19 protein-coding genes are annotated in these 21,763 nt (G+C 72.3%); 13 read left to right on the top strand and 6 right to left on the bottom strand.

Features of this window, described 5'->3' with window-relative positions; all coding sequences use genetic code 11:
- Positions 1-151: 151 nt before the first annotated feature.
- Positions 152-583, top strand: coding sequence for a hypothetical protein (locus tag ACZ3YL_RS35560; protein ID WP_188304560.1), 432 nt, complete (start codon positions 152-154; stop codon positions 581-583).
- 105 nt (positions 584-688) lie between these two features.
- Here the strand turns inward: ACZ3YL_RS35560 and ACZ3YL_RS35555 are convergent, their stop codons facing one another.
- On the bottom strand, positions 689-2,455 hold the full coding sequence (locus ACZ3YL_RS35555) for a helix-turn-helix domain-containing protein (RefSeq protein WP_465661544.1): 1,767 nt from the start codon (positions 2,453-2,455) through the stop codon (positions 689-691).
- A 322-nt stretch (positions 2,456-2,777) separates the two neighbouring features.
- On the opposite strand from ACZ3YL_RS35555, the gene dnaK reads away from it, so the two are divergent.
- The 9 genes from dnaK to ACZ3YL_RS35510 all read left to right on the top strand — a co-directional run bounded on the left by dnaK (position 2,778) and on the right by ACZ3YL_RS35510 (position 12,343).
- Positions 2,778-4,667 (top strand): molecular chaperone DnaK, encoded by a 1,890-nt coding sequence (gene dnaK / locus ACZ3YL_RS35550; protein ID WP_465661542.1) that lies wholly within the window; start codon positions 2,778-2,780, stop codon positions 4,665-4,667.
- Positions 4,668-4,676: 9 nt separating this feature from the next.
- Positions 4,677-5,270 (top strand): nucleotide exchange factor GrpE, encoded by a 594-nt coding sequence (locus ACZ3YL_RS35545; RefSeq protein ID WP_188304563.1) that lies wholly within the window; start codon positions 4,677-4,679, stop codon positions 5,268-5,270.
- A gap of 7 nt (positions 5,271-5,277) precedes the next feature.
- The gene (locus ACZ3YL_RS35540; RefSeq protein WP_465661540.1) at positions 5,278-6,255 is read left to right on the top strand and encodes a DnaJ C-terminal domain-containing protein; all 978 of its coding nucleotides are present in this window, start codon (positions 5,278-5,280) and stop codon (positions 6,253-6,255) included.
- Positions 6,252-6,635: a chaperone modulator CbpM gene (locus ACZ3YL_RS35535; protein ID WP_188304565.1), complete on the top strand. Its 384-nt coding sequence runs from the start codon at positions 6,252-6,254 to the stop codon at positions 6,633-6,635. The genes ACZ3YL_RS35540 and ACZ3YL_RS35535 overlap by 4 nt, the downstream gene beginning before the upstream one ends.
- A complete protein-coding gene (gene clpB, locus ACZ3YL_RS35530) occupies positions 6,626-9,250 on the top strand; it encodes an ATP-dependent chaperone ClpB (protein WP_188304566.1) in 2,625 nt (874 codons plus the stop codon). Before ACZ3YL_RS35535 ends, clpB begins: the two co-directional genes overlap by 10 nt.
- Positions 9,250-9,774, top strand: coding sequence for a thioredoxin (gene trxA, locus ACZ3YL_RS35525; RefSeq protein ID WP_465661537.1), 525 nt, complete (start codon positions 9,250-9,252; stop codon positions 9,772-9,774). The genes clpB and trxA overlap by 1 nt, the downstream gene beginning before the upstream one ends.
- Positions 9,771-10,034: a UBP-type zinc finger domain-containing protein gene (locus ACZ3YL_RS35520; protein WP_188304568.1), complete on the top strand. Its 264-nt coding sequence runs from the start codon at positions 9,771-9,773 to the stop codon at positions 10,032-10,034. Before trxA ends, ACZ3YL_RS35520 begins: the two co-directional genes overlap by 4 nt.
- 112 nt (positions 10,035-10,146) lie before the next feature.
- A complete protein-coding gene (locus ACZ3YL_RS35515) occupies positions 10,147-11,829 on the top strand; it encodes an FAD-dependent oxidoreductase (RefSeq protein WP_465661534.1) in 1,683 nt (560 codons plus the stop codon).
- Positions 11,830-11,902: 73 nt separating this feature from the next.
- Positions 11,903-12,343 carry a DUF1931 family protein gene (locus ACZ3YL_RS35510; RefSeq protein WP_223242179.1) on the top strand — a complete coding sequence of 147 codons (441 nt, stop codon included), beginning with the start codon at positions 11,903-11,905 and terminating at the stop codon, positions 12,341-12,343.
- A gap of 437 nt (positions 12,344-12,780) precedes the next feature.
- On the opposite strand, the gene ACZ3YL_RS35505 is transcribed toward ACZ3YL_RS35510, so the two are convergent.
- Together ACZ3YL_RS35505 and ACZ3YL_RS35500 are read right to left on the bottom strand one after the other, a co-directional pair.
- Positions 12,781-12,924: a helix-turn-helix domain-containing protein gene (locus ACZ3YL_RS35505; RefSeq protein ID WP_465661532.1), complete on the bottom strand. Its 144-nt coding sequence runs from the start codon at positions 12,922-12,924 to the stop codon at positions 12,781-12,783.
- A 21-nt stretch (positions 12,925-12,945) separates the two neighbouring features.
- Positions 12,946-13,986 (bottom strand): cytochrome P450 family protein, encoded by a 1,041-nt coding sequence (locus ACZ3YL_RS35500; RefSeq protein ID WP_465661530.1) that lies wholly within the window; start codon positions 13,984-13,986, stop codon positions 12,946-12,948.
- Between the two features lie 211 nt (positions 13,987-14,197).
- Here ACZ3YL_RS35500 and ACZ3YL_RS35495 point away from each other — a divergent pair, with 211 nt between their 5' ends.
- Together ACZ3YL_RS35495 and ACZ3YL_RS35490 are read left to right on the top strand one after the other, a co-directional pair.
- Complete coding sequence (locus ACZ3YL_RS35495) at positions 14,198-15,139, top strand: TIGR01777 family oxidoreductase (RefSeq protein WP_465661528.1); 942 nt, start codon at positions 14,198-14,200, stop codon at positions 15,137-15,139.
- Positions 15,140-15,287: 148 nt separating this feature from the next.
- A complete protein-coding gene (locus ACZ3YL_RS35490; RefSeq protein ID WP_465661526.1) occupies positions 15,288-16,133 on the top strand; it encodes a hypothetical protein in 846 nt (281 codons plus the stop codon).
- Positions 16,134-16,498: 365 nt separating this feature from the next.
- Here the strand turns inward: ACZ3YL_RS35490 and ACZ3YL_RS35485 are convergent, their stop codons facing one another.
- Together ACZ3YL_RS35485 and ACZ3YL_RS35480 are read right to left on the bottom strand one after the other, a co-directional pair.
- Entirely contained in the window at positions 16,499-16,948 is a 450-nt protein-coding gene (locus tag ACZ3YL_RS35485; protein ID WP_188304574.1) for an SRPBCC family protein, read from the bottom strand.
- Positions 16,949-17,216: 268 nt separating this feature from the next.
- Positions 17,217-18,323, bottom strand: coding sequence for a Rieske 2Fe-2S domain-containing protein (locus tag ACZ3YL_RS35480; RefSeq protein ID WP_465661523.1), 1,107 nt, complete (start codon positions 18,321-18,323; stop codon positions 17,217-17,219).
- Positions 18,324-18,552: 229 nt separating this feature from the next.
- On the opposite strand from ACZ3YL_RS35480, the gene ACZ3YL_RS35475 reads away from it, so the two are divergent.
- Positions 18,553-20,205 carry an alpha/beta hydrolase gene (locus tag ACZ3YL_RS35475; RefSeq protein ID WP_188303413.1) on the top strand — a complete coding sequence of 551 codons (1,653 nt, stop codon included), beginning with the start codon at positions 18,553-18,555 and terminating at the stop codon, positions 20,203-20,205.
- A gap of 46 nt (positions 20,206-20,251) precedes the next feature.
- Here the strand turns inward: ACZ3YL_RS35475 and ACZ3YL_RS35470 are convergent, their stop codons facing one another.
- Positions 20,252-21,748, bottom strand: a complete 1,497-nt coding sequence (locus ACZ3YL_RS35470) for an MFS transporter (RefSeq protein WP_188303414.1) — start codon at positions 21,746-21,748, stop codon at positions 20,252-20,254.
- Positions 21,749-21,763: the final 15 nt, after the last annotated feature.

Here is a 21,763-nt window from a genome sequence, read left to right as displayed (position 1 = left end):
GTCGAGCAGGGGGCCCGGCGGTCCGGGGCGTCAGGATCGCGTTGCGATGTCGGGCGATGGCGTCAGGATTCCGTCAAGGCGGAGCGGAGCGGCTGCGGGCGAAAGGTTGGCTGGCATCGAACGAACTCGCGGTGAAGGGGTAGGTCCGACTGTGCGCATGTACTCCGCCCGCCCCGGCAGCCGCCGCTACCGTCCCGTCCTGGACCGCCTGCCGGTCTCGGTGTCCGGCACCGTGGCCCTGGTCGCCGGCGGCGTGCTCGCGCTCGGCCTCGGCCGGCTGGGCGAGCTCCATGCCGGCTGGTTCCCGTACCTCGCGTACATCGGCCTGGCCGCGCTGGCCGGAGGCTTCTCCCGGCCCCTGGCCGCGCCGGTGGTCGGGATGTCCGCCTGGCTGTGCTGCAACGCCTTCGTCGAGCACCGCCATGCCGAACTCGGCTGGTCCGGACCGGGGGTCGAGAGCGGACATTACGCCTTGTTCACCGCTGCCGCCCTGCTGCTTTCACTGCCTGCCGGGCTGCCGCGCAGGGCGATCCGGGTCGAGCGCCTTCCGCTCGGCAACCGACCCGAGCGCCACTTCGGCTGACGCTGCCTCCGCTCCGCCGCCCCCGCTGTCGCTCCGAAGGCGGCGGGCCGCAGTGGTGCCATCCCGGGCCTCGAAGGATTCCTGACGCCTTGTCGGGCGCCACGGTCAGCGGGGAAGGGGTGTGTCGAGCACGTTGCGGATGCGCGTGGCGACGTGCAGATTGAGGCGGGTCTCGACGTTGCCGAGGTCGTGTCCGGTGATCTCGCGGATGCGCTGGAGGCGGTAGCGGACGGTGCTGCGGTGAATGAGGAGCGCCTCGGAGGTCGCGTCGTAGCTGCCGCCGCTCTCCAGATAGTGCGAGAGCGTCGTCACCAGCTCGGTGTGGTGGCGGGCGTCGTAGTGCAGCAGCCGACCCAGCCATTCGTGGACGAAGCGGTCGGCTTCCCGTTCGCCGTCGCCGGTGCCCATCATGCGGCACAGGCCCAGCTCCTCGAAACCGGTACTGCCGTACGGATCCCGGGACCGGCGGCGGACGGTGAGGGCGCGGACGGCCTCGTTGTAGGAGTGCGGCAGATCGGTGAAGACGTCGCAGTGGCCGCCGACCCCGATCGCGCCGGTCGCGGTGCCGAGTTCGTCCGAGACGGCCCGGTGCAGCTCGCGTCCCGGATCGCGCCGGTCCTCACGGGCGATCAGGACAACGGTGGTCTCGCCGCGAGAGCCGCCGAGCACCTCCCACCGCAGCCGCCCGGCCGCGCGCGCCACCGCGTCGCCGAGCGCGGCCCTCTCGGCCGTCCCGGCCCATTCCAGTACGGCGACCCTGTGCCGGCGACGCAGGTCGTGGCCTAGGGACGCCGCCTGGGCGAAGACGTCGTCGGTCGCTTCACCTGAGATCAGCCGGTCGACCAGGTCGCGCCTCAGGTGGGGTTCCAGCTCAGCCAACCTGCGCTCGTGGGAGAGCTGGGGAGCCAGCACCAGAGCGGCCTGCTCGAGCGTCGAGGTGTCCGCTTGCCCCGCCCGCCGGTCCGGATCGACCAGCGCGACCGCGCCGAGCAGGTCCCCGGCCATCTCGATGGGGGCGACCAGCCGGTTCCGGTCCCGTACGGCGCCGGGCCGGCGCCGCGCGCGGTCCATCAGGGCGTCCCGGCGCCGGCTCTCCGGCCCCGCGCCCGGTCCGCCGGGGGGCTTTCTCGGGGGTTGGCACCAGCCGGGACCCGCCCAGGCCCGCGGGTTGCCGAAGCGGTCCTCGGTGAGGGCAGCGAATCCCGTGTGGTCGCACAGGACCTGCAGGACTCCTGCCTCGCCCCTGCCGGAGACGGCGGCGCGGGAAAGCGCGTCGTGGACGGCGATCTGCGAGGCCAGGGCGGAGATGATTGCGCCGAGGCCGGCGGTGGGTGCGCTGCCCCCCGTCACCGGCACGTCCCCTCCGATCCCCGGCACGTTCTCCGGCCCGGCGTGGTCTGACCCTCCCCGGCGCCCGGTGAAGCGCACGAGGGCGATCCCGGTCTGCTGCGCGAGCAGATCGGTCAGGGCGGTCTCCTCGACGGAGGGAGTGGTCATGGACCGGACGACGAGATAGCCGAGGCAGTGGTCCCGGTACCGCAGCGCGATGGCCCTTACCCACGGCCCGCCCGGCTCGTGCAGGTGCCGGCTGCGGCCGTCCAGAGCGTCGATCCGCCGGTCGAGCCGGTCAGCGGCCGCCTTCTCGGCGACGGCTGCTTCCGCTGGGGCTTCGCCGGTGGGGTCCGTTGCCGGCTCCCGCGCCGCCGCGCTCCCCGGCAGGCCCACGGCGGAGGCAGCCGCTCGGCGTGGCGGGCAGCGCCGCGCCAGGCCGTGGTGCACGGCATACGCGGCTTCGGCGGTGAAAGGGCCGGTGGCGACGATCGCCGCCATGGCACCCCACAGCACCTCGCGCTCGTCGTCGCCGTCGAGCATGACCGTCACCAGCCGTAGCAGTGCGTGTCGCGCGGCCCCCGGCTCGGGGAGAATATGCGCGGGTCCGGCGGTCGCAGGGGGAACAGCGTTCATCGCAGCGCCCTTCGCGGCTCGACAGCGGCTTCCCGTCCTCCACGCTACGCCGCTCGGCGCGGGGTCCCACCTGCCGGCTGTGCCGCCTTCCTGTCCTGGCGGACCGGTACGGCGGCGCGGTTTGGCCCTGGCGGGACGAGGAAGCGCGCGGCGGGCCGCGCGAGGCTGCGAGAGGTGCGGTCCCGGCAGCCCGCCGGTACGGTCCCGCGTCGCGACGGAGGAGCTTCCCATGGCGAAGGCAGTAGGCATCGACCTCGGTACCACCAACTCCGTCATCGCGGCCTGGGAGGGCGGTGAGCCCTCCGTCGTCCCGAACGCCGAGGGGAACAGGACCACCCCGTCGGTCGTCGCCTTCTCCGAGAGTGGTGACCGGCTGGTCGGGCAGCTCGCGCGCCGGCAGTCGATCCTCAACCCCAAGGGCACCATCACCTCGGCCAAGCGGTTCATCGGCCGTCGCTACGACGAGGTCTCCGACGAGGCCAAGGCGGTCTCCTTCGATGTGGTCGAGGGACCGGGCGGGGTGGCCCGCTTCGAGGTGAACGGCAAGCAGTACGCGCCGGAGGAGATCAGTGCGCAGGTGCTGCGGAAGTTGGCCGACGACGCCGGAAAGGCGCTCGGCGAGCGGGTCACGGAGGCGGTCATCACCGTACCCGCGTACTTCAACGACGCGCAGCGCCAGGCCACCAAGGACGCCGGGAAGATCGCCGGCCTCGACGTCCTGCGGATCATCAACGAGCCGACCGCCGCCGCGCTGGCCTACGGGCTGGACAAGAAGGGCCACGAGACCGTCATGGTCTTCGACCTCGGCGGCGGCACCTTCGACATCAGCATCCTGGACATCGGCGACGGCGTGGTCGAGGTCCGCGCCACCGCGGGCGACTCGCACCTGGGCGGCGACGACTTCGACCGCCGGGTGGTGGACCATCTGGCCGACGGATTCCAGAAGACCGAGGGCATCGACCTGCGCAAGGACCCGCAGGCGCTGCAGCGCCTGTTCGAGGCGGCCGAGAAGGCGAAGACCGAACTGAGCTCGGTCACCCAGACCCAGGTGAGCCTGCCCTTCGTCACGGCGGACGCCTCCGGGCCCAAGCACCTCACCGAGACGCTTCGCCGCTCCACCTTCGAGCAGATCACCGCCGACCTGGTGGAGCGCTGCCTCGACCCGGTCAAGCGGGCGATGAGCGACGCCAGGATCACCGACAACGACATCGACGAGGTCATCCTCGTCGGCGGCTCGACCCGTATCCCCGCCGTGCAGGCGCTGGTACGGCGGCTGACCGGCGGCAAGGACCCGAACATGAGCGTCAACCCGGACGAGGTCGTGGCGCTGGGCGCTGCCACCCAGGCCGGCGTGCTCAAGGGCGAGGTCAAGGATGTCCTGCTGCTGGACGTCACCCCGCTGTCGCTGGGCGTGGAGACCGCGGGCGGCGTCATGACCAAGATCATCGAGCGGAACGCGACCATCCCGGCCCGCCGCTCGGAGATCTTCTCCACCGCCGAGGACAACCAGCCGGCCGTGGACATCGTGGTGCTCCAGGGCGAACGCGAGATCGCCGCCGACAACCGGGTGCTCGGCCGGTTCCGGCTGGAGAACCTCAGGCCCGCCCGCCGCGGCGAGACCCAGATCGAGGTCACCTTCGACATCGACGCCAACGGCATCCTCAAGGTCAGCGCCAAGGACAAGGACACCGGAGCCGAGCAGGGCATCACCATCAGTGAAGGCTCCAACCTCGACCCGTCCGAGGTCGAGCGGATGATCCAGGAAGCCGAGGCCAACCGCAGCTCCGACCTGGCCATGCGCGAGGCCATCGACGCCCGCAACGAGCTGGACGCCGCCGCCTACCAGGTCGAGCGCCGGCTGCACGAGCTGGAGGACGCCGTACCGGAGCACGAGCGGGCCCGCGCCCGGATGCTCATCGAGGAGGCGCGGGCCGCTGACAAGCAGGACGCGCCGCTGGACCGGGTCCGGGGCCTCCTGTCCGAGCTCCAGCAGATCCACGCGGCGCTGGCCTCCCACGCCGCCGGAGTCGGACAGCCGGGCGGCGAGCCCGGCGCGGGGCCCGGCGGCGGACCTCAGGGCGACGACGACGTCATCGACGCCGACTTCGACAAGAGCTGAGGCGCCGACATGTCGGATCAGGAACAGGGCCGCCGCTCCGTGGCCCGCGATCCCGAGGGCCGGCCCCCGCCCGAGTCCGCGCAGCCGGCCGCGGCCGAACCCCAGGCCCACGACGCCGGGGAAGGGGCACGGATGCCCGATGAGGCGCGACAGGAGCCGCCCGAGGAGCAGGGCGCCCGGATCGCGGAGCTGGAGGACAACTGGCGGCGTGCCCTCGCCGACCTCGACAACCTCCGCAAGCGGTACGCCCGCGAACTCCCCCGAGAGCTGGAGGCCGAGCGGGCCAGGGTGGCCTCCGCATGGCTCCCCGTCGTCGACAACCTCGACCTGGCCCTGGAGCACGCGGACTCGGACTCCGGGGCGATCGTCAGCGGTGTGAAGGCGGTGCGCGACCAGGCCGTCGAGGTGCTGCGAAGCCTCGGTTACCCCCGCTACGAGGAGACCGGCGTCCCCTTCCACCCCGAGCAGCACGAGGTGGTGTCCGTGGTGGATGAGCCGGGCACCGCTCCGGGCACCGTCGTGCGGGTGCTGCGGGCCGGCTACGGCGAAGCCGGCCGCCAGCTGCGACCGGCCGCGGTAGTGGTCAGCCGCACGCAGGAGTGAGGCCGCCATGGCAGCCGACTACTACGAGGTGCTGGGCGTCCCCCGCACCGCCGACGCCGCCGAGATCCAGCAGGCGTTCCGTACCCTGGCCCGCCGTTACCACCCGGACGTGAACCGCGATCCGGCGGCCGAGGAGCGCTTCAAGCAGATCAACGAGGCGTACAGCGTGCTGTCCGACCCCGACACCCGGTCCCGCTACGACCGCTTCGGCCCGGACTTCCGGCAGATTCCGGGGGACTACGACGAGCGGGTCGCGGCCGGCCACGGTTTCGGCGGCGGAGCCGGCGCGTACCGCGGCAGTCCCTTCGGAGGCACCCGAGGCGCCGACCGGGCAGGCGCCCGGACCTGGACGCAGACCGACTTCGACACCTCCGGCGTGGACTTCGAGGACCTCTTCGGAGGCATGTTCGGCGGCCGGGCCGGCCGCGCCGGGCGGGGCAGCCCGATCCCCGGCGCGGACCAGGAGGCCGAACTCACGCTCAGCCTGGAGGAGGCGTACCGCGGAGGGAAGCGGAGGATCACCCTGGGCGGCCCCGGCGGGGAGCGCGGCTACGAGGTCAGCATCCCGGCCGGGGTGGTCGACGGGCAGCGCATCCGGCTCGCGGGCGAGGGCGGCCGAGGCCGGGGCCCGGGCTCCTCCGGGGACCTCTACCTCCTGGTCCGCATCGCCCCCCATCCCCGCTACCGGCTCGACGGGCGCGACATCCACGTCGATCTGCCCGTCAGCGCCTGGGAGGCCGCCCTCGGCGCGACGGTGCCGGTCTCCGGTCCGGGCGGGACGGTCAAGGTGCACGTGCCGCCGGGTACCTCCACCGGCCGCCGGTTGCGGCTGCGCGGCGAGGGGATGCCGCATCCCAAGGGTTCCCCCGGTGACCTCTACGCCGAGATCAAGGTGATGGTGCCGCCTTCGCCCGGCCCGCGCGAACGAGAGCTGTTCGAGGAACTGGCCGCCGTCTCCTCCTTCGACCCGAGGAAGCAGACATGAGAGCCGACCACCGTCATCCCGCCGACGGCGCCGGACAGGCCGGCACCGGGGCCGCCTACCCCCTGGTGCGGGTCTACCGGACCAGCCCCTACCAGCTCACCATGGCCGACGTGGCCCTCCACAGCGGACTGCCCCCCGACCTGGTACGCCGCTTCGTGGCCCTCGGGCTGGTGGACACCGAGCGTGACGCCCGGGGCCGGCTGTGGTTCCGGGCCGACGCGCCGTCGGCCATCGCCCGCGTTCAGCGGCTGCGGGCCGGACTGTGCCTCAACTACGCGGCCGTTGGCGTCGTCATGGACCTGCTCGACCGTATCGATCGCCTGGAGACCGCGCTGCGGCGCAGCGAACGAGCCGCCAAGGAGCCCACGACATGGACATGAACCGCCTCACCCAGAAGTCCCAGGAAGCGCTCCAGGCAGCGCAGAGCGTCGCTGTACGGATGGGCCAGACCGAGGTCGACGGGGAGCACCTGCTGCTGGCCCTGCTCGATCAGCAGGACGGCCTGACCACCCGTCTGCTGGCCGATGCCGGCGCCGACCCGGCCGCCCTTCGGGACGGCGTCGAGTCCGATCTCGCCAAGCGCCCGCGCACGACCGGTCCGGGCGCCGCCCCGGGCCGGGTGATGGTGACCCAGCGGCTGGCCCGACTACTCGACACCGCGGAGCAGGAGGCCAAGCGGCTCAAGGACGAGTACGTCTCCACCGAGCACCTGGTGCTGGCCCTTCTGGACGAGGGTCCGACCACCGCGGCCGGCCGGCGGCTCGGCGAACAAGGCGTCAGTAAGGACTCCTTCCTCGCGGCCCTGACCAGGGTGCGCGGGAACCAGCGGGTCACCTCCGCCAATCCTGAGGAAGCATACGAGGCCCTGGAGAAGTACGGGCGCGACCTCGTCGTCGAGGCCCGCGTCGGCCGCCTCGACCCGGTGATCGGCCGGGACGCCGAGATCCGCCGGGTGATCCAGATCCTCAGCCGGAAGACCAAGAACAACCCCGTGCTGATCGGTGAGCCCGGCGTCGGCAAGACCGCCATCGTCGAGGGCCTTGCGCAGCGGATCGTGCGTGGTGACGTGCCCGAAGGGCTGCGGGACAAGACGGTGTTCTCGCTCGACATGAGTTCGCTGGTGGCCGGAGCCAAATACCGCGGTGAGTTCGAGGAGAGGCTGAAGGCCGTACTGGCCGAGGTCAAGGGCGCCGAGGGCCGGATCCTGGTCTTCGTGGACGAGTTGCACACCGTCGTCGGGGCCGGCGCCGCCGAGGGTGCCATGGACGCGGGCAACATGCTCAAGCCGATGCTGGCCCGCGGCGAGCTGCACATGATCGGCGCCACCACGCTGGACGAGTACCGCAAGCACATCGAGTCCGACGCCGCCCTGGAGCGCCGCTTCCAGACCGTGCTGGTGGAGGAGCCGACCGTCGAGGACGCGATCTCCATCCTGCGCGGCATCCGCGAGCGGCTGGAGATCTTCCACGGCGTCAAGATCCAGGACAACGCTCTGGTCGCCGCGGCCACCCTCAGCCACCGGTACATCAGCGACCGCTTCCTCCCGGACAAGGCCATCGACCTGGTCGACGAGGCCTGCGCACGGCTGCGCACCGAGATCGACTCGATGCCCGCGGAGCTCGACGAACTCTCCCGCCGGGCCACCCGGTTGGAGATCGAGGAGGCCGCTCTGGACCAGGAGACCGACCCCGCCAGCCGGGCCCGGCTGGAGCACCTGCGCCGTGAACTGGCGGACCTGCGCAGCGAGGTGGACGCCAAACACGCCCAGTGGGAGGCCGAGCGCCAGGCCATCCGCAAGGTCCAGGAACTGCGCAAGGAGCTGGAAGCCGCCCGGCAGGAGGCCGAGCAGGCCGAGCGCGCCTACGATCTCAACCGGGCCGCCCAGCTCCGCTACGGAACCGTCGCCGAACTGGAGCGCCGCCTGGGCGCCGAGGAGGAACAACTCGCCAGCAAACAGGGCGAGAGCCGGCTGCTGCGCGAGGTGGTCACCGCCGACGAGATCGCCGAGATCGTCTCCGCGTGGACCGGCATCCCCGTCACCCGTCTCCAGGAGGGCGAGCGCCAGAAGCTGCTCAGGCTGGACGAGATCCTGCGCGAGCGGGTGGTCGGGCAGGACGAGGCCGTCCAGCTCGTCGCCGACGCGGTGATCCGGGCCCGCTCCGGAGTGCGCGACCCGCGCCGGCCGATCGGCTCCTTCATCTTCCTCGGCCCCACCGGCGTGGGCAAGACCGAGCTGGCCAAGACCCTGGCCGCCGCGCTGTTCGACAGCGAGACCAACCTGATCCGCCTCGACATGAGCGAGTACCAGGAGCGGCACACCGTCAGCCGGCTGGTCGGCGCGCCCCCCGGATATGTCGGCTACGACGAGGGCGGCCAGCTCACCGAGGCAGTGCGCCGCAAGCCGTACGCGGTCGTCCTGTTCGACGAGATCGAGAAGGCGCACGCCGACGTCTTCAACACGCTGCTCCAGGTACTGGACGACGGCCGGATCACCGACTCCCAGGGCCGTACCGTCGACTTCCGCAACACCGTCGTCATCATGACCTCCAACCTGGGCTCCCAGTACCTCCTCCAGGAGGCCACCCAGGCCGGCGAGATCAAGCCCGAAGCGCGGGCGCTGGTGATGGCCGAGCTCAACGGCCACTTCCGTCCCGAGTTCCTCAACCGCGTCGACGACATCGTCCTCTTCCACCCGCTCGGCATCGCACAGATCGAGCGCATCGTCGACCTGCTCCTCGAAGAGCTCCGCGACCGCCTCTCCGAGCAGCGCATCACCCTCGTCCTCACCGAGCCGGCCCGCCGACTGATTGCGGGCGAGGGCTACGACCCGGTCTACGGGGCCAGGCCGCTGCGCCGCTTCATCTCGCACGAGGTCGAGACCAGGATCGGCCGCGCGCTGCTCAGTGGTGAGGCACGCGAAGGCGTGACCATCCTGGTCGACGCCGAGGGCGACGAACTGACCGTCACCCTCCAGGACGAACCGCAGGAGCCGTGATGAGTACTCCTCCAGAAGGCCGCGCCGGCCGCAGCGGCGGCACCGGCGCCGCCGAGCCCTCGGTGTGGACGGTCGCCTGCGTCAACTGCGGCCGGACCAACCGCGTACCCGCCGCGGCGGCGGGCAGCCCACGCTGCGGCAACTGCCGGGCCCCGCTGCCGTGGATCGCCGAAGCGGACGATGCCGACTTCGGGGAGGTCGCCGGGCAGGCGGACCTGCCCGTGCTCGTCGACCTCTGGGCCACCTGGTGCGGCCCCTGCCGCATGGTGAGCCCCGCCCTCGAACAGGTCGCCAAGGACCTGGCCGGCCGGATCAAGCTCGTGAAGGTCGACATCGACACGTCGCCCTACCTGGCGCGGCGCTTCGAAGTCCAAGCCGTACCCACCCTGCTGATCCTCGACCACGGCCGGCCCGTCGCCCGCCAGACCGGCGCCGCACCCGCGAACGCGCTGCGCCAATGGGTGGACGAGTCACTGTCGGCGTCCCACGGACCAGCCGATCCCTCCTCGGGGAGGCCGCGATGACCACTCTGCCCGACCCGCACCTGTCCATGGTCCGGCCCGTCACGCCCAGAACACCGCAGGGCTGCGAGGACTGCCTGCGACTGGGGGCTCCGTGGGTGCATCTGCGCCTGTGCCTGACGTGTGGCCACGTCGGCTGCTGCGACTCCTCGCCGATGCGGCACGCCCGTGCTCACGCGGCGAGCGACGGGCACCCGGTTGTGCGGTCGTTCGAGCCCGGTGAGGACTGGCGGTGGTGTTTCGCGCACGAGGCGATGGTCTGAGCCCGGCGGGCTCACCCGGCCGCGCTTCTTGCGGCGTTGTTGCCTCTGCGTGTGTCTCCGCCGCTGTTTCCACCGCTGTTTCCACGGCTGCTTCCGCCGAGAGGAGTGAACCGTGACCGCCGCCCATGCCTCGGACGTCGCCGACGTCCATGGCGCCTATCCGCGGCTGACGGACGACCAGATCGCGATCCTGAGAACCTGCGGACAGGTACGGTCGGTCCGCGAGGGGGAACAGCTCTTCCGGGCGGGCGAACCCAGCGAGGAGTTCTTTGTCGTCCTCAGGGGCACGGTGGCCGTGGTCGAAGGCCACGGCGACCAGGAGCGCGTCGTCCAGTTGCACCCTCCGCGCAGCTTCCTCGGCGAACTCGGCCTACTGGAAGGCCAGAGCGCCTTCCTCAGTGCGGTGGTGCGCACACCCGGCGAGGTGCTGGCAGTCGGTTCGGCCGCTCTGCGCGACCTGCTCAGCGGTGAGCCCGCGCTCGGCGACGTGATACTGCGGGCCTACCTGCTGCGCCGTACGATGCTGGCCGGCGCGGGCACGGGCTTCCGTATCATCGGCTCCGCCTTCTCTCCCGACACCCGGCGGCTGCTGGAGTTCGCCGCCCGCAACCGCCTCCCGCACCGCTGGGCCGATCTGGAGAAGGACACCGAGGCCGAGGCACTGCTGACGCGTCTTGGTGTCGCTCCGCAGGAAACCCCGGTCGTCGTCTGGCACGACTACCGGGTACTGCGCAATCCTTCCAACGTCGAACTCGCCCAGGTGATCGGGCTGCGGACCGAGACCGCCGCAAAGTCCGTCTGCGACCTGATGGTGGTCGGCGCGGGACCCGGGGGCTTGGCCGCCGCGGTGTACGGAGCCTCCGAGGGGCTCTCCACGGTCGTCCTGGAGGCAGTGGCGACCGGAGGCCAGGCCGGTACATCCTCCCGGATCGAGAACTACCTCGGCTTCCCCGCCGGGATCTCCGGCATGGAGCTCGCCGAACGCGCCGTCGTGCAGGCCAACCGGTTCGGCGCCCGGATCTCCGTCCCCGCCGAGGCCATCGGCCTGGAACAGCGCGACGGGACCAACGTGGTGCGCCTCACCGACGGCAGCACGGTCGCCGCCAAGAACGTGGTGGTGGCCACCGGCGCCCGCTACCGGCGGCTGACCGCCCCCGGCGTCGAACGTTTCGAGGGGCTCGGCGTCCACTACGCCGCCACCCTCTGGGAGGCACGGAGCTGCCGTCTCGACCCGGTGGCCGTCGTCGGCGGCGGCAACTCCGCCGGTCAGGCAGCCCTGTTCATGGCGCGTGAGTCGCCCGGCGTCCATCTGCTGGTCCGAGGCGGGGACCTCGACCACAGCATGTCCCGCTACCTGATCGACCGGATCGAGCGGCACCCCCGGATCCATGTCCAGCTGCATACCGAGGTCCGGGAGGTCACCGGCGAGGACCGGGTCGAATCCGTCGTCGTCGAGGACAACCGCACCCGCGAGCAGCAGGTACTGGCAGCCCGTGCCCTGTTCGTCTTCATCGGCGCGCGCCCCGGAACGTCCTGGCTCGCCGACGCCGTCACCCTGGACCCGCGCGGCTTCGTTCCGACCGGGCAGGACGTGGTCCATCTGACAGCGGACCTCTGGAAGCCGCTCGCCCGCGACCCGCTCGCACTGGAGACCGGTCTGCCGGGAGTCTTCGCCGTCGGCGACGTCCGCAGCGGCTCGGTCAAGCGGGTGGCCTCCGCGGTCGGCGAGGGGGCCATGGCCGTCCGCCTGGCGCACGAGCACCTCGGGGAGGTGGGACCACCCTCTGTCCGATGACCTCAGCCCACCGACCTCAGCCCACCGACCCCAGCCCATTCACCGCCGCGAAAGGTGAAATGCCATGCCCGTCATGGGAGTTCCCAAGTTCGAACGCTTCTTCCGCGCAGCCGCCGGCCTCGACGTCAACAAGAACGACCTCAAGCGCTACAACGACTTCGTGGACGCCAAGCTCTACGACCTCTTCCTCATCGGCACGGCCGCCGCCAAGGCCAACGGCCGGGACATCATCAAGCCACCGGACCTCCCGGTCACCAAAGGTCTGCAAGAGAGCATCCACGCCTTCAAGAAGCTGGAGGAGGGCATCGAACTGCGCCCGCTGCTCGACCAGCTCGCCGCCCGCCCCACCCTCGGCATGGACGCGGCCGAGGACACCCAGCAGATGCTGCCCGACCTGGCCGGCGGCCTCAGCGTCGCCCTCGCCCGCGCCCTCAAAACCATTGCCCGCGACACCCGCCGACCCTCCACGGCTCAGTGGGACGAGGCGTTCGAACTCTTCGATCTGCTGATCTGATCGCGGGCATCCAACCACCCGTCGGCCGGTGCCACCCAGGAGACGTGGTCACCCCGCCCGATGTCGACCCGGCGGGCGCCCAGGCCCGGCCAGCGGGCCACGTCGTTTGGGGAGGCCGAGTTCGGCGGTGCGTTTGCGGAGCTGACCGAGGACCCACTGGGGTCGCAGGGGCGAGCCGTCCGGTCGGGTGAAGACGAGGCCTTCGAACCGGCCGTCGGGGCGCGTGGCCCTCTGGAGTGCGGCCCGCGGTTGCGTCCGCCACCTGGCTCCAGTCGCGGTCGGTGATGACGGCGACCGGCGGGAGGAAGCTGCCCCGGTGCGCGGGATCGCCCCAGGACCGAACCCATGGGGCGGGACAGGGACTGCGGCCGCCTCAGCGCGCCGCGAAGCGGGCCATTCGCGCCACGCCGGTTTCCTCGTGGTCCTGTCGGCGGGGGTCACGTCAGCAGCGCGCGGCGGACGGCGGTCGGGGCCTGGCCGCGCCAGCGGTGGACGGCGCGGCGCAGCGCGCGGACGTCGCTGTACCCGACCTTGGCGGCGATCGACTGCAGGCTGAGGTCGGTGTCCTGGAACAGTCGCATGGCGCGCTGCTCCCTGACCGACTACGCGGAGGTAGGCCCGCGCACCCGCCTCCAGGAAGAAGGCGTCCCCGGTGCCCCACAGCACCAGCGCGGGCGGCTGGTGCTGCCGCAGCCACCGCTGCCAGTCGGGGTACAGGTCGACGTCGGAGTGGTAGTCGAGGGCGAGCGCGACCTGCGCCTCCTTGCGCCCCGGCAGGTCGAGGAAGTGCTGGTCGAGGGTCCAGCCGTCGGGGGCGACCAGTGCGGGATCCGTGGTGCCGCCCTCGTACTGGCCTGGTCGAAGAGGGCGAGCAGGCCGTGGGCGAGGAAGAGCGCGGGCGGGGTGATGCCGGTGTTGATCAGCAGGATCACGATGGACACGAGGTCGTCCTCGTCGAGCGGTTCCTCGCCCTCGCGGGTGCCGTGGACGAGGGCGGAGATCAGGTCCTCGGTGGGTTCGGCGCGGCGGCGGCCGATCAGCCCCTTGACGTAGTCGACGATGCCGACCAGGCCGTCCACCACCCCGCTGCCGTCGCCGTAGGCGAGGTCGCGGATCCAGTCGCAGACCCGGGTCCGGTCCTCGGCCTCCACCCCGACCAGCTCGCAGATCACGCGGGTGCTGAGCGGGTAGGCGAACGCGGCCAGCCGGTCGCGGTCGGCGAGTTCGGCGAGCAGCTCGGCGGCGGTGCGTTCGACGAACTCGCGCAGGGCGGCGATCCGCCGGGCGGTGAAGGCGCGGGTGAGCGGGGCCCGGCGGCGGGCGTGCTCCTCGCCGTCGAACAGGGCGAAGTGGCCGGAGAGGTACTTGGCGTATTCGGCGGGGAAGGCGTCGAAGGCGGCGGCGAGCAGTTCGTCCTGCGGGTCGCTCTCGGCCCGGACGGTGGCGATGCTCGTGCGGTCCCGGATCAGGCGCGGTTCGGTGAGCGCGGCCTTGACGTCGGCGTAGCGGGTGACCAGCCGGACCGGGGTCTCCAGTCCGGGCAGCACGACCTGGGGCAGCTCGGCCTGCTCGCGGAAGGCGGCGTAGGCGCCGACCGGGTCCTGGACCTGCTCGGGGGTCAGGTGCAGGGGGGTGGTGGTCATGACGGGCCTCTTTCCGGTGGGTGGGGGCTTCCTTCTCAGGGCGGCCTCGGTGGCTCCCCTCGGTGGTCATGAGTGTGCGGGGGCACGCTCTCAGCACGGTTTCAGAGCGGTTTCAGGGCCGGCGGGCCACCTGGCCGGCCGGCTGGCCAGGTGTGAATTGAACGCGTTCAATTAGTCGGCTAGGCTCGAAGCGGAAAGTGAGGGGGAACTTATGAAGATCGTCATCCCCGGCGGCTCCGGCGCGCTCGGCAGCCTGCTCGACCGCAGCCTGAGGGCAGCCGGCCACCAGGTCGTGGTGCTCAGCCGACGGCCCGCCGGGCCCCGCCAGGTCGGCTGGGACGGCCGCGGCCAGGGGGCCTGGACAGCGGAGATCGACGGCAGCGACGTCGTCGTCAACCTCGCCGGGCGCAGCGTCAACTGCCGCTACACCGCGGAGAACCAGCGGGCCATGATGGACTCCCGGGTGCACTCCGCCCGGGCGGTCGGCCAGGCGATCGCCGCCGCCCGCAGACCGCCCGCCGTCTGGCTGCAGATGAGCACCGCCACCGTCTACGCCCACCGGCACGACGCGCCCAACGACGAACTGGACGGCCGGATCGGCGGCGACGAGCCCGACGCCCCGGCCGCCTGGCGGTACAGCGTCGACATCGCCCGGGCCTGGGAGCGCGCCCAGACGGACGCCGACACCCCGCACACCCGCCGCCTGGCGCTGCGCACCGCCGTCGTCCTCGGCCCCGAACGCGGCGGCGCCCTCGACTCGCTGTCCTGGCTGGCCCGGCTCGGTGTCGGCGGGCCGATCGCGGGCGGCGCGCAGTACGTGTCCTGGATCCACGAGCGGGACTTCGCCCGCGCCGTCGAGTTCCTGATCGAGCACGACGAGCTGAGCGGCCCGGTCAACCTCGCGGCCCCTAACCCGCTGCCGCAACGGGAGTTCATGCGTGACCTGCGGGCGTGCTGGGGCATGCCGCTGGCCCTGCCCGCGACCCGCTGGATGGCCGAGCTGGGGGCGTTCGCGCTCCGCTCGGAGAGCGAGCTGCTGCTGAAGAGCCGCCGGGTCGTGCCCGGCCGGCTGCGGGCGGCGGGCTTCGCCTTCGAGCACCCGGACTGGCCTGCGGCGGCGCGTGACCTGGTGCGCAGGCTGCGCGGGCGGTAGCGCCCGTACGGGCCTGGCGCTCGCCCCGGCCCGGCGCGTGGCCGGGCCGAGGGGTCGTCACGGGGCTGTCACAGCTGGGCGCCGGAGCTTGCCTGGGCCGGAGCCGGGACGGGAGGGTGGGGGCGGTCTCGGGGGAGGGGGTTCGGGGATGCGCACGGTGCGGTTGGCGTCGCTGCAGCTGCGGAGCGATCGGGCCGGCGTCGGCTTCGTGACGGCGGCCGGTACCGGGTTCGCCCTGGCCGGCACCGAGGCCGTCGACCCTCTGGGAGCCTTCCTGGTCGCGCTCACGGTGGCCGCCGCGGCGCTGTTCGCGACGCCGTACACCTTCTGGCTGCGGGCGGACGAGCAGGGCGTCACCCTGGTCCGGTACCTGCTGCCGCGCCGCTTCGCCTGGTCCGAACTCCACGGCCTGGCGATGGAGTTCGGAGAGGAGGTGGAGAGCGGCCGCCACCACCTCACCCTGCGGCTGTGGCTGGCTGATCCGCCGGGGCGAGTCTGCGGGCCGCTCCTGGGCAAGGTCACGGTCACCGACGAGGACACGCCGGCGGGGGTCCCGCCTCGGTCCATGGCGGAGCTGTTCGCGCTCTTCGGGGAGCGCGGACTGCCCGTCGAGGAGGCGGAGTTCGCCGACGAGGTGCTCCGGGTGCGCGGCCTCCCGCCGCTGCGACCGCTGCCGGGGTGGGTCGCGCCCGCCGAGGGCGCGCCCGCACCCGAGCGGGCCTACGCGGACGCGCCGGGCATCGAGGAGGAGGCGCGCCGGGTCGAGGCGCTGCGGACGGGTGCCGAGCGGCGGGCCCGGCTGCGGCGCGAGTACCTGCTGCGCCACGCCGCGCTGAGCGACCGGGTGTTCCTGCGGGACGGCGACGGCCTGGCGCTGGCGATCGCCCTGCGGGCGGCGGGGCAGCTGGTCGAGCACGACCGGATCACGGTGGAGGGCGACCAGCGCCACTACGTGCGCCGGCAGTACCTGAACTGGCGCACCCTCAACCCGTAGCGGGCGCCGGGGCCGGCAGGTGTGCCGAAGGGCGATCGCCGTCACAGCGGCACGCAAGCTGCCACCGGGATCGCATCGGCGGCGCGGCAGCCGGGAAGGTACGAGCGTCCCCTGCCTCCGCCTGCCACCACTGCCAGCGCAACGCGGAGACCTCCGAGCGCCGCGACGACCGGGGCCCACGCCCTCCCCAGGCCGACCCCCTCGGCCTGGCAGATGACCCGGCCCGGCTTCAACGGCGTCGACGACACCCCCGACGAACCCTTCGCCGCTCCCGGCCGCCGCCCGACCTTCGTCGCCGCCGACCACTTCATCCCGCTGCGGTCCTGACCGAGCCCTGTCGCCGCAGGTCAGGATGGTCTGGCAGCTCAGTGGGCAGCAGGAGTGACATCCACGGGAGGCAGTAGCAGCAGGTGGTCCAGCACCCGGCCGAACACCAGCCGCCCGGCCGACGCCAGCAGCGGGTCGAACAGCCGGGGCAGGCCGGTGATCCGCAGCTCCTCGGCCCAGACCACCGCACTGCCCGCGCCGACCGGGCGGACCGTCAGTTCGGCGCCGCCGCGCACCACCCGGCCGCGCTTGGCCAGTCGGCACCGGGTGGGGGCCGCCAGCTCGATCAGCTCCATCGGGTCGTCGAAGCGCAGCGGCCCGAGGGCCGTGCGGGCCAGGATGACGTCCCCCTGTTGCCGCCCGGTGCCCCGCACCACGGTCACCCGGGTGAACGGCACCCGGTCGCCGTGCCGGGGCCAGGCGGTGAGCCGGGCCCAGCAGTCGGCGGGCGGCAGCGGGGTGCGGCGGGTCAGGACGAAACGGGCCATGCCGCGCAGCCTAACCGCGGGGCCGCGATGCCCCCAGCAGCGGTGCCAGCGCGGCGGGGACTGCGCGGCGGGGACGGCGTCGGCCCGCGCGCACCACCAGGGGCGGCCGGCCGGGTTCCTTCGGTGCGGATCGAGCACGGCCCGGGCAAGACCGGCGCCGCGGTGCGGTGGCGCGACGGTGCGGCGGCGCGGTGGCCCGGTGGAGTCCCACCGCCGCACCGTCGTCGACGACACGTCACCTCGGCCGGAGGGCGCCCGCGCAGCGGCCCTACCGGAGCGAGCCGATGCCGTCCGGTGTCGGCCGGCCGTGCCGGTCGGCCAGGGAGGCCGGCGCCGGCAGGTGCTCCCGGTGGTCCGGCGGGTAGAACTGCCGGGCCCAGTGCCGCATGGCGCCGATCGGTCCGTCGCCGGCGGCGAGCCGTGGCCGGGAGAGGTACTTCTTGGTGGACCAGATCGGGAAGTCGTCCGAGGTGAACTCGGTGGTGCGGCTGAAGATCGGACCGGCCAGCAGCCTGGTCGCGGTTCGGCTGACCGCCCGGGCGACCACCGGCGGCAGACCGGCCGGCTCCGCGAGGGCGAAGCGGCCGGCCTGACGCAGCTGCATCCGGGCGGGGGAGACCTGGGTGGCCATCACCAGCGAGCAGATCTGCAGGCCGAGCGAGCGGGTGTGGATGTCGGTGTGCAGCGCCGCGAGGCCGTAGCCGTCCACCTCGACCTCCACCTCGCGCATCCCGACCAGCGGGAACTTCTCCCGCACCAGCATCGAGATGTGGAAGTGCGGCCCGTCGAACTCGACCGGGGACGCCAACTCGCCCTGTGGCCAGCCGTGCAGGGTGATGAAGTGGCCGAGGTCGAAGGAGTTCTCCATGACGTCCTGGGCGTAGCCGGGCATCTCGACGGAGGCGTGGCGCAGCGGCTGGTCCGCCAGCACGTGCCAGGCGGGGATCTCCCAGTCCGGCTCCCGGCCGTCGTGGTGGCGCCAGACGAAGACCGCCTCGTTCACCTCGCGCACCGGCAGGTGGGAGAGCCCGGCCTTCGGCGGCGGGGTGTTCCAGCCGGTTCGCACGCAGTGGCCGTCGGGGTCGAAGGCGAACCGGTGGAAGGGGCAGACCAGGTCGCGGCCCTGGACTTCGGCGAGCCCGAGGTGGGCGCCCAGATGCGGACAGTACGGGCGAACGGCGCGCAGCCGGCCGTCCGGCAGCCGGTACAGCACCACGTCCTCCCCGGCCAGTTGGCGGGTGAGCACCGTGCCGGGCCTGAGCTCGGCGGAGAACGCGAGCGCGGCCCAGCCGTCGGGGTACGGCAGGGCGGGCGGTAGCGCGACGTCGGCCGGAGTCGGGCGGGAGCTGACGGGATGGACGTGCTGGTGGGACACGCGGTTGAGCCCTCCTGTTGGTCTGGCCGGCGCCGCCCCTCCCAGGCGCTTGGCGTCCGAACAGAGTGGATTTCAGATGCTAGTCATGGATTGGGGCCTTTCGCGTGGTCAACGGCTCTGCGGCGGTAAAGGTCTGATGATCAGCTGGGCACCCGCGATCGGGTCAAAGCTTGGTAAAGTCCGGTTCGGACCCTAGATGTGCCATTGCACATGTCACATCATGCTCCCCATGAGAAAAGCCATCGCCCTCCTCGCGGCCGCCGCAGCCGTGGCCACCCTCGGCGGGATCGTCGGCCCGGCCTCCGCCACCGAGCCCGACGGCCCCGATCTGGCCGACACCGGCCAGGGCAAGCTCGCCTGGAGTTCCTGCAACGACGCCAAGACCCCGGCGCTCCAGTGCGCGATGCTCGACGTGCCGGTGGACTACGCCGACCCGCACGGCCGCAAGATCAAGATCAAGCTCAACCGGCTGCCCGCCACCGCCCCCAAGGACAAGCAGCAGGGCCCGATCCTGCTCAACCCCGGCGGCCCCGGCGACTCCGGGCTCTGGATGCCCGCCTACATCTCCGGAAGCATCCCGGCGGACGTCGCCTCCACCTACGACTGGATCGGCTTCGACCCGCGCGGCACCAACGGCAGCGACCCCCATGTCATCTGCGACGCCCACTACTTCGATGCCGAACGCCCCGACTACCAGCTGAGCCAGGGCACTTCGAAGGCCTGGCTGAAGAAGGCGGCCGGCTACGCGGCCGACTGCGCGGCCGACTGGTCCTGGCTGCTGCCGCACATGACCACCGTCGACAACGCCCGCGACCTGGACAGCATCCGCCGGGCCCTCGGCGTGCCGAAGATCAACTACTACGGCGGCTCCTGGGGCACCTCGCTCGGCTCCACCTACGGCCAGCTCTTCCCCTCGCACGTGCGCCGGATGGTGCTGGACAGCATCGTCGGCCCGAGCATCAGCTGGTACGACCACAACGTGCTGCAGGACCAGGAACACCAGCGCCGCTTCGACGCCTTCACCGCCTGGGCCGCCAAGGCGGACTCCGTCTACCACCTCGGCACCGACCCGCAGGCCGTGGCGAAGGCCTACCAGCAGGTCGAGGACGCGCTGCGCAAGGACCCGGTCGACGCCGCCCCGGCACCCGGGAAGATCGGCCCCGCCGAGTTCGAGGACACCTTCTACGGCGGCGGCTACAACTTCCTGCGCTGGCCCCGGATGGCCACCGTGCTCTCCGGCTACCTCACCCAGCACGACACCCGGCCGCTGAACATCGCCTACAACAAGTACGCGGCCCCCGGCGCCGACGACGGCGCCTTCCCCGCCTACAACGCCGCCCAGTGCACCGAGAACGCCTGGCCGCGCGACTGGGAGTACTGGAAGAAGGACCAGGCCAAGGTCAACGCCGGCGCACCCTTCTACGCCTACAACAACATGTGGTACAACGCCGCCTGCATGTTCTGGCCCTACCAGGGCAACCCGGCGGGCCGGCTGAAGATCACCGGCAAGAACCTGCCTCCGGTCCTGCTCTTCCAGTCCACCGAGGACGCCGCCACCCCCTACCAGGGCGGCCTCGCCATGCACGACGCCCTGCCGAGCTCCAAGCTCGTCGTCCAGAACGGCGGCAGCTTCCACGAGATCCTCTTCCACGGCAACGCCTGCCTGGACGACACCTTCACCGCCTACCTGCGCGACGGCAGCCTGCCCCAGGGCAAGGGACGCATCGCCAAGACCTGCGCCCCCGAGGACGACCCGGCACCGGCGTACATCACCCCGCCGCCCGCCGCCAAGGCGCTCACGGCCGGATCGGCCGCCCAGGCCGCCGAGGCCGCCCCGCTCGCGCCCACCGACCCCGAGGCCGTCCGGGGGGTGCTCCGCTAGCACGTGCCCCGGCGTCGCCCCGCAGGCGGCGGTTCGAAGACGGACCCTAGGAACCCGGTGACCGGGTGACGGCACTGAGCGGCGCAGCCAGCGACTCCAGGCTGCGCCGCTCCGCCCGTACGCCGATCACCGCCTCCACCAGGCCGGCGGCCGTCATCAGCGCCGCGCCGATGCAGAAGGCGAGCGTGGTGTCGGAGACCTCGCCGCTGCTCACCAGGCCGTTGAAGAGCAGCGGGCCGCTGATGCCGCCGACCGCCGTGCCGACGGCGTAGAAGAAGGCGATGGACAGGGCCCTGGTCTCCAGCGGGAAGATCTCGCTGACCGTCAGGTAGGCCGCGCTGGCCCCGGCCGAGGCGAGGAACAGCACGGCCGTCCAGCAGCCCGTCATGGAGGCGGCGGAGAGCGAGCCGCGCTCGAAGAGGGCGGCGGTGGCGAACAGCAGGACGCCGGAACCGATGTACGTGCCGGCGATCATCGGCTTGCGGCCCAGCGAGTCGAAGAGGTGGCCGAGGAGCAGCGGGCCGAGGAAGTTGCCGACGGCGATCACCGCGAAGTAGTACCCGGTGTTGCCCTCCGGTACGGCGAAGTAGGTGGTCAGGATGGTCGCGTAACCGAAGGTCACCGCGTTGTAGAGGAAGGCCTGGCCGATGAAGAGCGCCAGGCCGAGCGCGGTGCGGCGCGGGTAGCGGGCGATCACCGTGCGCAGGATCGCGCCGAAGCCGAGCGGCTCGCGCTCGCGGATCAGGATCGGCTCCCCGGTGACCGGCGGCAGCGGCCGTCCGGTCTCCCGTTCGATCGCCTCCTCCGCCTCGGCCACCACCTGTTCGGCCTCCTCCGCCCGGCCGTGGGTGAACAGCCAGCGCGGGCTCTCCGGGACGTGCCGGCGCACCAGCAGGATCACCAGCCCCAGCACCACGCCGATGCCGAAGGCGAGCCGCCAGCCGAGGTCGGTGGCGAACAGCGAGGTGTTGAGCAGGGCGATCGAGGCGAAGGCGCCGACCGCGGCACCGATCCAGAAGCTGCCGTTGATGATCAGGTCGACCCGGCCGCGCACCCGGGCCGGGATCAGCTCGTCGATCGCCGAGTTGATCGCCGCGTACTCACCGCCGATCCCGAAGCCGGTGAAGAAGCGGCAGAGGAAGAAGAACCAGGCCGTCCAGGACAGCGAGGTGACGGCGGTGGCGGCCAGGTACACGGCGAGGGTGACCATGAACAGTTTCTTGCGGCCGAGCCGGTCGGTCAGCCAGCCGAAGAACAGTGCTCCGGTGCAGGCGCCCGCCACGTAGACGGCGGCGGCGACGGTGGTCACCTGGCTGGTGGTGATCGAGATGCCGCTGCCGTCCTGGGCGAGGCGACCCGCCATGTTGCCGACGATCGTCACCTCCAGGCCGTCCAGGATCCAGACGGTGCCCAGGCCGATCACGATCCGCCAGTGCCAGTGGGACCACGGCAGCCGGTCCAGCCGGGCGGGTACATCGGTGGCGATCACCCCCGGTGGCGCCTGCGGGCGGTGGGACGGGGTCGACTTCGACGGGTCGGTCATGACGGGCCTCCTTCG

This window comes from Kitasatospora sp. NPDC023176, from assembly GCF_055560495.1.
Note: the sequence above shows the minus strand (reverse complement) of the source record. Positions and strands in the feature narration are given on the sequence as shown.

Bases quoted from the DNA above. Each gene is read 5' to 3' on its own strand.
- ACZ3YL_RS35505 (WP_465661532.1), bottom strand. From the start codon at position 12,924: ATGCGACTGTTCCAGGACACCGACCTCAGCCTGCAGTCGATCGCCGCC.
- ACZ3YL_RS35540 (WP_465661540.1), top strand. From the start codon at position 5,278: ATGGCAGCCGACTACTACGAGGTGCTGGGCGTCCCCCGCACCGCCGAC.
- dnaK (WP_465661542.1), top strand. From the start codon at position 2,778: ATGGCGAAGGCAGTAGGCATCGACCTCGGTACCACCAACTCCGTCATC.
- ACZ3YL_RS35520 (WP_188304568.1), top strand. From the start codon at position 9,771: ATGACCACTCTGCCCGACCCGCACCTGTCCATGGTCCGGCCCGTCACG.
- ACZ3YL_RS35470 (WP_188303414.1), bottom strand. From the start codon at position 21,748: ATGACCGACCCGTCGAAGTCGACCCCGTCCCACCGCCCGCAGGCGCCA.
- clpB (WP_188304566.1), top strand. From the start codon at position 6,626: ATGGACATGAACCGCCTCACCCAGAAGTCCCAGGAAGCGCTCCAGGCA.
- ACZ3YL_RS35495 (WP_465661528.1), top strand. From the start codon at position 14,198: ATGAAGATCGTCATCCCCGGCGGCTCCGGCGCGCTCGGCAGCCTGCTC.
- ACZ3YL_RS35490 (WP_465661526.1), top strand. From the start codon at position 15,288: ATGCGCACGGTGCGGTTGGCGTCGCTGCAGCTGCGGAGCGATCGGGCC.
- ACZ3YL_RS35500 (WP_465661530.1), bottom strand. From the start codon at position 13,986: ATGACCACCACCCCCCTGCACCTGACCCCCGAGCAGGTCCAGGACCCG.
- ACZ3YL_RS35475 (WP_188303413.1), top strand. From the start codon at position 18,553: ATGAGAAAAGCCATCGCCCTCCTCGCGGCCGCCGCAGCCGTGGCCACC.
- ACZ3YL_RS35555 (WP_465661544.1), bottom strand. From the start codon at position 2,455: ATGCTCGACGGCGACGACGAGCGCGAGGTGCTGTGGGGTGCCATGGCG.
- ACZ3YL_RS35485 (WP_188304574.1), bottom strand. From the start codon at position 16,948: ATGGCCCGTTTCGTCCTGACCCGCCGCACCCCGCTGCCGCCCGCCGAC.
- trxA (WP_465661537.1), top strand. From the start codon at position 9,250: ATGAGTACTCCTCCAGAAGGCCGCGCCGGCCGCAGCGGCGGCACCGGC.
- ACZ3YL_RS35535 (WP_188304565.1), top strand. From the start codon at position 6,252: ATGAGAGCCGACCACCGTCATCCCGCCGACGGCGCCGGACAGGCCGGC.
- ACZ3YL_RS35545 (WP_188304563.1), top strand. From the start codon at position 4,677: ATGTCGGATCAGGAACAGGGCCGCCGCTCCGTGGCCCGCGATCCCGAG.
- ACZ3YL_RS35510 (WP_223242179.1), top strand. From the start codon at position 11,903: ATGGGAGTTCCCAAGTTCGAACGCTTCTTCCGCGCAGCCGCCGGCCTC.